The organism is Vibrio sp. CUB2 (genome assembly GCF_001557945.1).
Lineage (GTDB): Bacteria > Pseudomonadota > Gammaproteobacteria > Enterobacterales > Vibrionaceae > Vibrio > Vibrio owensii.
Map to the genome: position 1 here is coordinate 204,005 of NZ_LNRB01000005.1, position 12,937 is coordinate 216,941.

Below are 12,937 nucleotides of genomic sequence, written 5' to 3' on the forward strand. Positions count from 1 at the left end.
CTACATCGAGCGCTGGCTCCCGTGGATTTTTGGATAACGCCTCGCAATACCATCTTTGCCATAAAGACGAATTGTGAGCTGAATGTAGCGATCAAAACTACAAAACTGTTGGAAGAAGCGATTCAACACATCGGTGAAAGTCAGATAGTTGCCAGAGGTGTCGAGAGTGATTTCAATCTCTGTGCCCGGAGAGAAGACGTTCTTGTCTAGAATGCGCATCGATGAAACTTGCGAGCGCACTTTTACTGACTGAATCATCTGAATTTCATCGCTTACCAACTGATTACGACTACACAATTGCAGCATTTGCTTAAGCTGCTGAGTCGGATCTTCAGAGTGCAAAAGTGACGAGAAGTTACTGTTCAGAAGCCCGATAAATTGCCAGTGCATATTAGCGTCAGATTCCCGTTCTATCGGAGCCGACGGCGGGTAGAGCGAATGAAAATCGCCGGGTAAATCGATTGGCTCTAAACATGTCATCTCACCATTTATGGTGCACGCTTGTTTGCCATTGGTACAAAGAAGGCGAGTGCCATAGAGTTTGTTGAATTCGAGCTCTTGGTTGGCGTTCAGGCTGATCGCCAATCGCAGTTCACCTGTGGAATCTTTTCGGCTTTGCCAGTAATCGCAATGTGGGTCGCTTTGGTAACTGTCTTTAAACAGTGGCGTCAGCAGTTTTTGACCGCTCGACGTAATCTCAAACACATCCAAAATGTCGACCACTTGAATTTCATTATCGGTATGGGCATCGGCATTAACGGGAATGGTCAGGCTGCGTTGGTCATAGCTGGTTGGTTCGCCTGTTTGTTCGAATAAGTTCACCGCAGGCACCACATTGAGCTTAAACACTTGGTTATCGAATAAGCGGATAAACTCCATCGGCAAAGAGTGCATGAACAGGTTTAATACCACAGTGGAGCAATCATGTTGCTGACAGGCTTCACCAAAGCCTTTAAGACGGAAGAACTGACGTTTCTCTTTGAAGAAGAAAAATTCGTTCATCAAATGGTAGCCAGAAAATTGATTGCCTTTTTGTGGTAGAAACTGAAACTGATTATCGCTGATTCGGCTCTTTAGCTGGTTCGCCGCCAAGACAGCGTGATTCTCACCATTGATGTCGGAAATCGATATTGCACGCGCTTCACTGAGCAGCAGTTCAACCAAGGAATCCGCATTGTTCTCGAAACCTTGAACGAAGAAGTCGAGATCTTCTAACGCTAATTGACTAAAGTGCACATCATCATCGCCAGTAGACAGAGTGAGCTGAATAACGGCGGTCGTTTGTTCACTGCCTTGTGGGCGATTGAAGTCAAAGGGCGCGCTGCTTGCCTTGGTGTCAATCAGTGCAAATGGTGTCGTTTTGAGCTCGTCCGTTGTGGTGAACAAACATGTTTTGCCTTGTGACTCGGAAGAAAAGCGTGTGCCTTTGGGAAGCGTCGTGCTGTCAGTGGAAGGGGCATCTGTGCTCATTTCTAGATACGCCACACTTGGCACAGTTTGAATGTAACTTGGGTAGAGTACGCCAAGTAATCCTTCGACAACTTCAGGGATTTGCTCAGATAGACGTTTTTCGACGTTGGCATTCAGTAGTGCCACGCCATCCAATAAGCGGGCTAAACTCGGGTCTTCGATTTGTCCCTGATGGATATTGAGACGTTGTGCGTGTTCTGGATGTTCAGAGCCAAATTGACCGAGAGCACGGCGAACAAAAGTCAGTTCTTGCTCGTAATAACGCAGTAGAGGATCACTCATACAAATCCTCCTTCATATCGGTGGTCATGTCGCTTAATGAAATCTTGGAATCAAAAATCAGCTCTTTTTCGCCCTGTGCCGTTTTGGCTTTGGCGACAATATTGAACGCGATGGTGTTTTCTCCCGCTTTACGCTCAACCAGTTCAACCATGACTTGGCTAAGGCGTGGCTCGAAATGTCGAATGTAGTTTTCTAGTTTGAGGGCTAATTGCTGGTGGTCGAGACTGGCACTCAACAGGTGCACATCCTCGATGCCAAAACGGTAGTTAGAGCGCTGCACTTCGGTTAACCGATCATCAATGCTCATCAGTGAGGCTTCCGAATCGAACAGACGAGTCAGGTGATATTTAATGTCCTCGATATCATCTTGACGAGTGGTAGGGGCAGTTTGCACAAAAGTACGCCAAAAACTCATTACGCCACCTCATCCAATTCTGTTGTCAGCACCACTTCGCCGCTGAAATGGTCGTATTGATACTGCGGTACGATGCGCAAAGTACAGACGAAATTGCCCGGATGATGATCAGAGTCGCACACGCTGATCTTTGCAAAACTCAATGGGTATTTTGATAGGGTTTCTTCGTTGGCATACGCGACGTTGCTAGAGAATTTTTCAACCCATTGGGAGAGGAATAACTCACACTCAGCAGCTGTTTTGAAGCTACCGATCATTTCGCGTACTTGTACTTTGAGATAATGTGCAATACGACAAGACATCAACGAGGTTTGGATTTGAGTAAGGACTTTCTCGTTATCAGACTCGCTGTTGTGCCAAATCGAATTGTTACCATTGAAGTAAAACTTATCGCTCAAAGGACTCTTAGTTAGAGGGATAAAACCGCTGCGACTGTAGAAGGTCGACAGTTGCCCAAACAAGGTCACTTTGGTTTGTGGTTGAATCAGAAAATGGCTATCGCTTTGGTTTTGATTGACCACGGCACCTTGGTTGTTGTCGTTCCAGCGAGATTTTAAGAAGCCAAACCAACTTACACGTTGATGCTCTCGCATAATGGTGGATACAAACGCAAAGCCCGCATTGCCCCAAAGCCCGTTTTGCTTCTCGTTGTAGATGAATCCCACTTTGGCGTTTTGATAACGTGTACGCATACACATTTCTGGCATCACTAAACCGACAAAACGCGCAGAGGACTTACTGCGTAAGGACTGCCACGATTGGTAATCAGGACTAGCAAGGATCTTCTCGATTCGGTTGATGTCAGACAGCCAGTCTGCGCCTGATTCGACAAAGAAATCGCGATTCGGAGCAAATAGCATTGGGCATAACGTCGCTTCTCCCAAGCGGCTTAATAGCTCCACAGTGAACAAATCATCGTAGTCAGATTCGAAATCCATATCTGCTGCTACTGGCTGTGTGAATAACAAGCAACCGAATGGATGTCCGCCCAAGGTGTTTAACTCTTGGTTACCGATCTTGTTGTACAGCTCAGACGTTTTGGTGCTGTAGGCTTGATTGACGTCGGAAGACACTTCTTCCCAACTCATATTGAGTAGCTTGAGTTGAGTGCGTTGGTAATTAACGGGCAGGGTGGCTAAGCCTTGAAGCCCTAGCCAATTGGTTTGCAGTGCCTCAAATTCTGGATGATGCAGTAAAGTATCCATCTGTTTCGAGAGCTTATTGTCAATCTCTGCAATTAGGCGCGAAACATGTGTGATAAGAGCATCTGAATTGTCTAGCGCGGAGCGAGACACTTGAGACAGTAAAGAGAGCGCCTCTTGTAAAAAGTCGCTGTCTTTATCGTCTAGCTGTGTAAATTGGGTCTGCCAACCTGAGTGATAAATCTTACTCATACTATCCTTGTGACCTAAATTGAATTGGCTTGGTCGAAGCATCCTACTCCGACCAAGCTTTATTATGCGTATACCGATCGTAGTAAATAACTGGTCATTCTAGCTGGTTATAACGCTCGATAACTTCGTTTAAAATTTTGATTGTAGAATAACTACTTACCGAAAATTTTAGCCTTGTTCTCAAGCGTTATTCCTGCTCTAACTCTGACCACTTACTTACTGTGATCGGTATTAACCCGGGATCTTCGCTACCATGCGAACCGACGTAGTCAGTTCTTCAAGTTGTAGCCAAGGTCTTAGGTGAGCAACGGCTGAATACGCGCCCGGTTTACCCGGTTGTTCAACCACTTCTATGCGAGACTCCGCCAACGGCGTTTTCGCTCGTTGATCGTTACCAATTGCACCAGCGTTGGTGTATTGATCGATCCACAACTGAAGTTCACGTTGAATGTCTGGTGCTTCTAGGTTTGAACCTAGCTTGTCGCGGCCCATGACTTTCAAGTAGTGAGCGATGCGACCACTTGCCATGATGTAAGGAAGACGCGCTGAAATCGCTGCGTTTGCTGTTGCATCTGGATCTGTGTACGTCTTCGGTTGCTGTGTTGTTTGACCACCGATGAACACACCGTAGTTTGAGTTCTTGTAGTGAACCAGTGGCAAGAAGCCTAGGTCACTTAACTCTTTCTCGCGTTCGTCGGTTAGGTTCACTTCTGTTGGACATTGCTGAACCAAGTCGCCAGCTTCGGTTTTGTACGTTAGGTTTGGTAGGTTTTCCACTTTACCGCCGTTATCCAGGCCGCGAATTGCTGTACACCAACCGTACGCAGTGAACGCTTGCGTCATTTTCAGACCCAACTCGTAAGCGGCATTTGACCAAACCAACTCATCATTGCTTGATGGATTCGGGTTGCCATCTTGGTCAGTGTTTAACTCTTCGTAGCTAAACAGCTTGGTGCCAAGACCTTTCTCACCGTAAGGAAGGCGAGCCAGTGTACGAGGTAGTGTTAGAGTTACGTAACGTGCGTCGTCACTTTCACGGAACGAGTTCCATGCAGCGTAAGCCGGAGAATCAAAACCAGCCGCGACAGGTTTACCTTCTTCAAAGGTAGTGAAGTCATTGAACTCAAACATTTCTGCGTTTGCTGCGGCAACGAACGGAGCGTGACACGCAGCGGCTACTTCACCCATGTAGCGTAGTAGGGCGACGTCTTCATCTTTTGCGCTGAACTCGTAGTCACCGATGAAGGTGCCGTATGGTTCACCACCTGCTGTGCCGTATTCGCCTTGGTATACCGCGTTAAACAGTGGGCTACGGTCGATGGCTGGTGCATCTTCAAACTGATCAAGCAGCTCGTCTTTGGTGTAGTCGACCATTTTGATTTTCAGTGAGCGTCCTAAGTCGCTCTCTTTAACCAGTTTTTGCAGACCACGCCATGAACCTTCTAGCTTTTGGAAGTCATTTTCTTGCATGACTTTTGATAGCTGTTTAGAAAGCTTTTTGTCGATCTCTACGATGGCGTTTTCAATCGTTTTGGTGACGTTCTTGTCCCATGTTACCGTGCCGCTTAGCGCTTGCTCTGCCAACACTGAGAACAGTTCTTTTGTTGTGTCCGCTGGCGTTTGTGTGGTCGCTTCGATTGCACGATCCAGAAAGCTCAGCGAAGCTTCAGCCGCTTCTGCTTGTGGTTGGTTTTCAACTTCCGTCGTCATTATTCTGCTCCTTCTTTCTGGATGCCTAGCTCATCGGAAAGGGCGTTGATAGTGTCTGCGCTTTGCAGCACTTCCTTGAGTAGTTTCTCTAGATCACGAGAACGGTCCGCTTTTGAAAGCAGTACTTTGAGTTGGTTACGAGTCTCAACAAGCTTCTTGAGCGGTTCAACTTGCTCAACGATGGCTTCAGGCTCGAAATCTTTCATTGATGAGAATTTCAGACTCGCTTCGATTTGGCTGTCGTCATCAACCAAAACGTTGTCCACTTTGAGTGATAACTCAGGGCCAACACGCTTCATAACAGTATCGAAGTTGTCTTTGTCGACGTTATAGAAGGTGCGATCTTCTACGTCTTCTTTGTCTTGCTTGTGACCCGAATAATCACCAATGACTCCCACCACAAAAGGGAGTTCTTTGGTTTCTACTGCGCCATTCGTCTCGACATCGTAAGTAATACTTACACGGTTTTTGCTAACTCGCTTGTGTTGGGAGTTCAGTGCCATAATGGTATCTCCTTATTCCATTAAGAAGCTGTCGAAGTAACTTTCGCTGTCGTTGCGTCAAAGCCCACTTCAGGACCTTTCTCGATTTTGCCGCCTTCGCCTTCGATGTAGTACGCTTTTGAAATCTCGGTGTATGTCAGGCTGAATGATTCATTTGGCAGGTGACCATCCGACGCGCCCATGTTGTAGCTCGACATACGTGCTGCGCTCAGTGTCAGGATTAGGTATGGATCTGCACCAGAACCTTCACGGTTTGGCTTAGTCATCACGATTTCGATGGTTTTGCCTTCACCACCTGGCGCGTAAAGGAAAGTCGTTAAGTACGGTGTCGCACCATCACAGCCACGAGAGATGTTCACTTCACCTAGCGCGACCATGCCTTGGTCTGCGTTGTTCGCATTACCGACGTCGATGCCAACGCCACGAACGGCACTCCAGTTCACTGTATCAATAGCAAAAAATCCATCCTTGCCACCGATCTTTTCTACCGTTGCAGCACCTTTTGGTGTGGTGCCATCAATTCTCATGTAAATAGAAGCCATTTGGTTCTCCTTTGCTTTTTAGCATTTTTTGCTTCACCACTCGAAATCGGTAATACCGCTCGACGATTGAGTAGTTTTTACTTCTGGTTGGTTGGTTGTATTTGGAGTGTCGCTTTGCTCTGACGTTGTTGTTTCAATTGACGTTGCACTTTGAGACTCCTCATTAGAGGCAGTTTGAACCTCAGTCGCAGGTGGTACGGTCGGAACCGACTCTGGCACTGATTGTGGTTCAGGAATTCTCTTCAGAATGGTTTGTTCTAAATTGTCCATTCCTGTGAGTTGATTGATATGGTCGAGCACTTGGTTGTTGCCACCAGTCATTTCTTGGAGTAGTTCTGGTAAGCTCAGATAACCCCAACGAATTGCGCGCTCTAGCAAGAACGGAACAGGGCTGTGTGGCTCGGTTTGTTTGAAGTAGTCGGCGAGCTTTCTAAGTTCATGAAAGGCGTGGTCGCGATTGTGTACTTGAACATCGATGCTAACGGAAGGCGCTTGGATAAGGGGGTGAGTCTGTGTGGTTGAAGTGGGGGGCACAGAATCGATTTGCTGAGTAGAAGACGTTTGGCTCGTTTCTTTACTCGCTTGACCCGTTGTTTGAGCAACTGATTCCAATATGTTATCAGTCGGCTCAACAGCACTTACGCTTGGTAGTTCTATCTCAGCGTCTTGTGGTTCATCTTTTAACAGCCTAAATTTTTCGTCTAACGGCCACTTGGAAAAATTATCTTCGGTGAGGTAACGAATCGCATTTATAAGTTCAGCGATGTTTTCTTTGATGAATTTGAAACTTACTGGCGTGGCGTTAATTGGTTGGCAATGCTTCGCGATGGCTTGTTCTGTAGTATCAAGATTCTTATACGTTTGCGCCAGATCCATTAAGATGTCTTGCGTGTCTGCGCTGAAAAGGTTTTGCGCTTTCGTTTTGATTTCGCCAAGCGAACCGTTGCGCTCTGCACGTAGGTAATCTGCAAAAGTGATGTCATCAATCAAGCCGATTAACTGCAAAGGCATATACAGGGCAGTTGTATCATGAGTTTCGCCAACAAGCTGTAGCAAAGGCTTCATACGGAACTCAGCACGTTCTCTCGCTATGCCAGACTCCTCAGCGCTTTTTAGTTTGTCTTCAGGAAGGAATGGATTGAGAGAGTCCCAAAACTGCTCCACGGTGCTTAGAAGAACTTGCGTTGCGTCGGCAAGGTTTCGATAGGGTGCGTCGGTGAACAACTGACTGGTGATATACCAACCTAGTAACTCCAAGTCTTTGCTTGACTGGGTGAGAGCGTGAAATGTCGCGGTACGCAGTTGCGTCCAGTTTTCATCATTACTCTCAAGTAAGGATTCATCACTGGATGCTTCGGGCGTTTCCACCAACTGGCGAAATGACGATTGCGCCGCATTGTAACTGTTTCTCAGTGCTCGATAGGCACTTCTATCGAGTTTTAGATAGACGCCACTCGGCGATCCATCTGTGATCGGTGCCAAAAGACTATCAATATCAACCATATTCAATCCATGAATTATTGTTTTATTAAGCCAGAGATAATTCCGTTCCTCTGGTTTCATAGTTTGTAAACTTCAGTCTAGTGAGGATTTTCCTAAATAGCCGATAAAAATTAACTATTTAATAAAAACTAAGATGTCGATCCAAAAAATTGGTCGGAGGAATACACCTATCAATATAATATCCTGATTTATAAAGAGGTTTTATCCCCCTATAAGCACTGTGGGCATACCGGCAACAATACTGCCACCATGAGAAGTGGTGTCTCCCATTCGGGCGGCAGGCTTATTGCTTAATAGCACGGTCGTGCTTCCCATCGCGATAGAATCTGGGGTTCCAACGCACACGCAAACGTCACTTACTGTCGCGGCCGGTAAGCTACCGATCAACACAGTAGGTGCCCCGGGGCCGGTGACCGGACCACCCACATGAGGAATTGGTGGGGTTGCTGGTGTCTGCATTGGGCATACATGCATGTCAGTGATACGAGCAGCAGGTAACGTCATCGTACTTCTCCTTGTACTGCAGTTTGTGATTGGCTATCTGAAGTACCTTGACCGCCCGCAGCAATATTCAGAGCCATCGCGATTGCGGCTTGATAATAAGGTTTAGTTTTGTCCCATTGAGGCAAAGCGGCTGCGTGATTTATCGCGCCTGCAGTCGCTTTGGCATACAAAAATGGATCAGGCATAACGGGTGGAATATCTGGTGCAACGATGCTGCCAGAACCATTCCAAAATACCGCTTGAGCAAGCCAAGATGGGCCGCAATTCAGTTCCAATCGATGAGAGAGATGTTCGGCTTTGCGGCGCAATTCTTCGGAGGGTGAACGCACCCAAGCCATACAAGTTTCGACACTTTGTTTTTGAAGTGGTGACCATTCTTGATTACGTTGATTTAAACACAGTGCTCCCCACCAGATGGCTTCACGGACGGGCAGAGCGTGCGTCAAAAACTGTACGAGATCGTTGTAGAGCTCTTTGTCTGTGAGAGATTGAATTGCATCGCTGATGCTGGTTTCCTCGTCGAGTAGTGCCTTTGCTTCGTCACTGGCTTTGAATCTCGGTAATATTTGCCCAGCCGTCTGGTATGGAATTTTCTTATATTTCATTAGTTAACCTTTACAATTGCGCCTTTCACTTCACCCATTACGCCACCATCGAATGTCGCTTTAAGGCCTGATTTAAACTCCGCACTCAAAGAGCCTTCAGCAGAGAGCGTGGTGTCCGCTTTGATGGAAATACTCAGGCCAGAAATGCTGTTTGAACTGGTTGCATCAAGCGCCGTCGTGGTACCTGAAACCTTGTTGGCTGAAGTGGCTTTGCTGGTGACGTTGGTCCCTTCCAAATTCAGCGCGCTGCTGGCTTTGACGTCGATATTGGTTGCTTCAATGGCAATGGATGATGAGGACAGGGTTATTTTGCTTGAGCCAACTTTGAGCTCGATAGAATCGTCAGCTTCAATCGAAATCGACTTGGCTTTTTCGCTAAGTGCTTTGGTTACGCTCAGCGAGTAGTTGTCTTCTGTCGACACTGATACCGCTTTGGTGACCGTCTGGCTCAATTCGCCCTTGATGGTTTCGGTTTGGTTGTTTTCAACTTCTTGCGTCAGGTCTTTGGCTGCATGAAGGTACAGCAGTTCATTGTCTTTTTTATCATCGAAGTAGAGCTCGTTACTCTGTCCAGAAAGTTGAGTTTTGATGCCAGACTTTGCTGTATTGGCTTCGGCATAAGGCGGGGCATTTTTGCTGTTGTAAACGCTGCCCGTGATGATAGGTCTATCTGGATCGCCATCGATGAAAGAGACCAGCACTTCTTGTCCGGCACGCGGCACAAATTGAGCACCGTAACCACTTCCCGCAAGCATTTGTGCGACACGAACATAACAACTGGTTTTGTCGCCAGTTGCGTCTGTATCCCATTGGAACTGAATACGCACACGACCTTGTTCGTCCTGATTAATATCACCCGCGGTTGAGCCTGCAACGACTGCGCTTTGCAAGCCCTGAACCACTTGTTTTGAGCGAGGTTGCGGGTAGTGAGGGGTATCTTTTGGGATCACTTTCAGTCTGGTGCTGCTCTGTGCACTTTCAGTGTATTCCACTTCCATACTGATGACCGAAAAGTCACCAAGTTGATCTTTGTCTAGATGGCTTGAGAGCGAGAAGTAAGTACCGAGCTCGAAGAGATCATGTTTTGCGCTGGCAATGACACTTTGGTAATCCTGCTCGACATACTCGATTCGACGTTTGGCAAGATTGCTTGAGAGATCCGTCATGTCCCCGCTGATACCCAAAGTCGGGTAACGCGTGCTGGCGAGTTTAGTGTTGTTGGCAATGGTATTGCTGGAGGTTTTACTGCCGCTGGTGATGAGTTTCGTCTGCGAATAATCGTAGCTTGATAGTTCGACACTCGCGCCATGAAAGGCAACGGTAGGGCACCAATCTTCAAGCAAAGGAAGTGAGCCTGTCGGCGTTTCCTTCATATCAAATTTCGCTGTGCTGGCTTTATCAAATGGGGTTTGAGCATCTTGCAAAATCATGGTGTGTGAACCACTCGCATGCTCAAAATAATAATGAACGCCTTCTTCAGCGAGCAGGCGAGAAACGAAGTCAAAATCCGATTCGTTATATTGCAAACAATATTCACGCTTGGTCGAAGGCATGCTGGATATTTTATAGTTACCTTTGAAACCTGCGTTATCGAAAATATCACTGACAATTTCTTGTGTGGATTGATTTTGATAAACCCGGAAAGAATGTGTGTGTTTTAATAACCAAAACCACGGTTTGAGCGTTATTTCGTATTGGTGATTTTGCAAATTAGAATCCATTCCTAAATGTTGGATCAATGTCACAACTCCATTGTAGGAACGATTGAGTGTATTACTGCCAGATTCGTTGAAATAACGGTTTATTGTAAGGAACTGACCTAGTTGATCTTGCATGTCAAAGCCACTGGATACCAGCATTGCTTTGATTTCAAAAGGCTCTGATAAGGCTTGCTTTATTGTTGCATTACTTATGATATGTTCTTGATTACTTGAGTCTTTTGCAGACATCAAACTAGCCGAACTGCTGTATTTATCAGCCATTGCATATCCTTATGCTTGAACTTTTCAATAATAAAAATTTTAAATATAAATACTATTATTAATCAAATTACTCAAAAAATAGCAGTATTAGATCTTATTCGCTATTCGATTTATTAAAAGAAAAGGAGTTCTTTATGGCGAGTCAAAATGCAAAAAAGATGGCGAAAGAATTTTTGCAAAATGTAGAAAAGGACAGTAAGTCATATCACAAAAGTTGGGCGAGAAAATTCGGTAATAAATACCAATCTGCCAAGAACTGGGTAAAACGTGACAAGAAAATGGTCGCGATGGATATTGCGCAAAAAGGGGTAAGGACTGGTATCGGGATGATTCCATTTCCCGGCTCGAAAGAGGGGGCAGCCCTGTTGGAAGTCGCAGGTGGCGCAGCGTTAAAAGCCGCTTCTCGCAAAGCGTGGGAAGAAGGCTCAAAGAAAGGCGTTAAATCTCTTCTTAACAAAAAAATTGAATCTGCTCGCAAGCAACTTAAAACCAACTCGGTAGGAAAAGTCGATCACGAGTTCTTGGCGCTTTCTGCGCGTAAGCGTGATGAACACATTCATGCGATTCGTAAACTCGTGAAGTACGAGGTGAAGCTGTTACCAAAGCGTTCTGATGAGCTCAGTTTGCGTTTATTCAAGCTCAAAGAGGCGATCAATGAATCCCGTGTGAAACTCAACAAAACCACCATGTCTTCCACATCGGCTATCGATAACATGCAAGCTTGGACGGAGTTCTTTTCTGCTATCAAAGAGGTGGAGCACTACCAAGCGAAATTGCGTGAAAGCTTGATTCAAGTGCAAGAAATCACCAAGGATGTGGAGTGGTTCTTGGCGGCTTCTGAAGCAACGACTGATCAGATGAATGCACAAAACTTACCGCAACTAGAAGAAGCGTTTGACCAGATCCGCCGTAGTTACGGCAACATCAATTCGCTGAAACAACTGCAAGATATGATGTTGGAGAGAAACCTCGTTGAATCCGGTTTGTTGGATGAAAAAGACTTAACCTACAAGCTGGTCAACTAGGCAAATCTGACCGTTCGTTAGCAAATTAAACCCAAGTAGGGAGCTGTTGTGCTCCCGAATTCTTTTTACTTGCTGAATTTATTGATTTTTTATTGTCGACAATTTCTGGATTTTTTCATTAATTTATCTATTTATTCACTCACAAATCACTCAATAACACTATACCTTAGTCTAAATTGTCGACAATTTGCTTGATTGTCGACAATCTGATCGTCTATTTTATATTCAAGTTAACAAATTGTTGACACTTTGATTTCTAAATACGAGTGCCTTGAATATGAATACAGAATTGAAAACTCGTCATAAAGTGATTGTCTCTGAGAAGGAGCACACTAAATCTGAATCGCTGACCGAATCGTTAGTGGAAGCGATCGTGAGTGGTGAAATTGAACCGGGTAGTAAAATCTCAGAGCCAGAATTAGCCAAGAAATATCAAGTGAGTAGAGGCCCTTTACGTGAAGCCATGATGCGCCTAGAAGGACTTGGGTTGATTGAACGCATTCCGCATGTTGGTGCTCGTGTGATCACTTTCTCTCCAGAAAAGCTCATCGAATTGTATTCCGTCCGTGAAGCGTTAGAAGGCATGGCTGCAAGGCTCGCGGCTCGCTATATCACTCAAGAAGAGTTACTGAGTTTGGAAATGCTATTGTCGACACATTCCAAACATATTGACGAAGTTGAAGGATCGTCTTACTTCCACCAGCATGGTGACTTCGATTTCCACTATCGAATCATTCAAGCGAGCAGAAACAGCAAGCTTATCTCTCTGCTTTGCGACGAGCTGTATCACTTGTTGCGCATGTATCGCTACCAATCACCGCGTGCACAATCTCGTCCTAATGAAGCACTCAACGAACACAAATTCATTCTGCAAGCGATTCGCAACCGTGATGAAGAGTTGGCAGAAATGCTGATGAGAAGGCACATCTCAGGCAGCCGAAAACTTATCGAATTACAGATTCTACATTCTGAAAATAAAGATAGAGAACAAGACTAGAAGGA

The 12,937-nt window shown here is 45.7% G+C and carries 12 protein-coding genes; 2 read left to right on the forward strand and 10 right to left on the reverse strand.

Annotated features, from left to right (window positions below):
- From tssF to tssI, 10 genes are all read right to left on the reverse strand, one after another.
- Positions 1–1,752: a type VI secretion system baseplate subunit TssF gene (tssF, locus tag ATB78_RS10065; protein WP_061008583.1), complete on the reverse strand. Its 1,752-nt coding sequence runs from the start codon at positions 1,750–1,752 to the stop codon at positions 1–3.
- On the reverse strand, positions 1,745–2,167 hold the full coding sequence (gene tssE, locus ATB78_RS10070; protein WP_061008584.1) for a type VI secretion system baseplate subunit TssE: 423 nt from the start codon (positions 2,165–2,167) through the stop codon (positions 1,745–1,747). The genes tssF and tssE overlap by 8 nt, the downstream gene beginning before the upstream one ends.
- Positions 2,167–3,561 (reverse strand): type VI secretion system contractile sheath large subunit, encoded by a 1,395-nt coding sequence (locus tag ATB78_RS10075; protein WP_061008585.1) that lies wholly within the window; start codon positions 3,559–3,561, stop codon positions 2,167–2,169. Before ATB78_RS10075 ends, tssE begins: the two co-directional genes overlap by 1 nt.
- Before the next feature lie 231 nt (positions 3,562–3,792).
- On the reverse strand, positions 3,793–5,271 hold the full coding sequence (tssC, locus tag ATB78_RS10080; RefSeq protein WP_005451931.1) for a type VI secretion system contractile sheath large subunit: 1,479 nt from the start codon (positions 5,269–5,271) through the stop codon (positions 3,793–3,795).
- Entirely contained in the window at positions 5,271–5,774 is a 504-nt protein-coding gene (gene tssB, locus ATB78_RS10085) for a type VI secretion system contractile sheath small subunit (RefSeq protein ID WP_061008586.1), read from the reverse strand. The genes tssC and tssB overlap by 1 nt, the downstream gene beginning before the upstream one ends.
- A gap of 20 nt (positions 5,775–5,794) precedes the next feature.
- Positions 5,795–6,316 carry a type VI secretion system tube protein Hcp gene (locus tag ATB78_RS10090; protein WP_005426582.1) on the reverse strand — a complete coding sequence of 174 codons (522 nt, stop codon included), beginning with the start codon at positions 6,314–6,316 and terminating at the stop codon, positions 5,795–5,797.
- 33 nt (positions 6,317–6,349) lie between these two features.
- Entirely contained in the window at positions 6,350–7,819 is a 1,470-nt protein-coding gene (locus tag ATB78_RS10095) for a type VI secretion system ImpA family N-terminal domain-containing protein (protein WP_061008587.1), read from the reverse strand.
- A 201-nt stretch (positions 7,820–8,020) separates the two neighbouring features.
- Positions 8,021–8,323, reverse strand: a complete 303-nt coding sequence (locus tag ATB78_RS10100) for a PAAR domain-containing protein (protein WP_005426629.1) — start codon at positions 8,321–8,323, stop codon at positions 8,021–8,023.
- Positions 8,320–8,928, reverse strand: a complete 609-nt coding sequence (locus ATB78_RS10105) for a hypothetical protein (RefSeq protein ID WP_061008588.1) — start codon at positions 8,926–8,928, stop codon at positions 8,320–8,322. The genes ATB78_RS10100 and ATB78_RS10105 overlap by 4 nt, the downstream gene beginning before the upstream one ends.
- Positions 8,928–10,910, reverse strand: coding sequence for a type VI secretion system tip protein TssI/VgrG (gene tssI, locus ATB78_RS10110; protein ID WP_061008589.1), 1,983 nt, complete (start codon positions 10,908–10,910; stop codon positions 8,928–8,930). Before tssI ends, ATB78_RS10105 begins: the two co-directional genes overlap by 1 nt.
- A 134-nt stretch (positions 10,911–11,044) precedes the next feature.
- Between tssI and ATB78_RS10115 the strand changes: the two genes are divergently transcribed.
- Positions 11,045–11,935 carry a hypothetical protein gene (locus tag ATB78_RS10115; RefSeq protein WP_005426534.1) on the forward strand — a complete coding sequence of 297 codons (891 nt, stop codon included), beginning with the start codon at positions 11,045–11,047 and terminating at the stop codon, positions 11,933–11,935.
- Between the two features lie 277 nt (positions 11,936–12,212).
- Positions 12,213–12,932 carry a GntR family transcriptional regulator gene (locus ATB78_RS10120; protein ID WP_050921643.1) on the forward strand — a complete coding sequence of 240 codons (720 nt, stop codon included), beginning with the start codon at positions 12,213–12,215 and terminating at the stop codon, positions 12,930–12,932.
- Positions 12,933–12,937 lie beyond the last annotated feature (5 nt).

Coding starts and splice junctions, on each gene's coding strand:
- tssF (WP_061008583.1), bottom strand. CDS start 1,752: ATGAGTGATCCTCTACTGCGTTATTACGAGCAAGAACTGACTTTTGTT.
- tssE (WP_061008584.1), bottom strand. CDS start 2,167: ATGAGTTTTTGGCGTACTTTTGTGCAAACTGCCCCTACCACTCGTCAA.
- ATB78_RS10075 (WP_061008585.1), bottom strand. CDS start 3,561: ATGAGTAAGATTTATCACTCAGGTTGGCAGACCCAATTTACACAGCTA.
- tssC (WP_005451931.1), bottom strand. CDS start 5,271: ATGACGACGGAAGTTGAAAACCAACCACAAGCAGAAGCGGCTGAAGCT.
- tssB (WP_061008586.1), bottom strand. CDS start 5,774: ATGGCACTGAACTCCCAACACAAGCGAGTTAGCAAAAACCGTGTAAGT.
- ATB78_RS10090 (WP_005426582.1), bottom strand. CDS start 6,316: ATGGCTTCTATTTACATGAGAATTGATGGCACCACACCAAAAGGTGCT.
- ATB78_RS10095 (WP_061008587.1), bottom strand. CDS start 7,819: ATGGTTGATATTGATAGTCTTTTGGCACCGATCACAGATGGATCGCCG.
- ATB78_RS10100 (WP_005426629.1), bottom strand. CDS start 8,323: ATGACGTTACCTGCTGCTCGTATCACTGACATGCATGTATGCCCAATG.
- ATB78_RS10105 (WP_061008588.1), bottom strand. CDS start 8,928: ATGAAATATAAGAAAATTCCATACCAGACGGCTGGGCAAATATTACCG.
- tssI (WP_061008589.1), bottom strand. CDS start 10,910: ATGGCTGATAAATACAGCAGTTCGGCTAGTTTGATGTCTGCAAAAGAC.
- ATB78_RS10115 (WP_005426534.1), top strand. CDS start 11,045: ATGGCGAGTCAAAATGCAAAAAAGATGGCGAAAGAATTTTTGCAAAAT.
- ATB78_RS10120 (WP_050921643.1), top strand. CDS start 12,213: ATGAATACAGAATTGAAAACTCGTCATAAAGTGATTGTCTCTGAGAAG.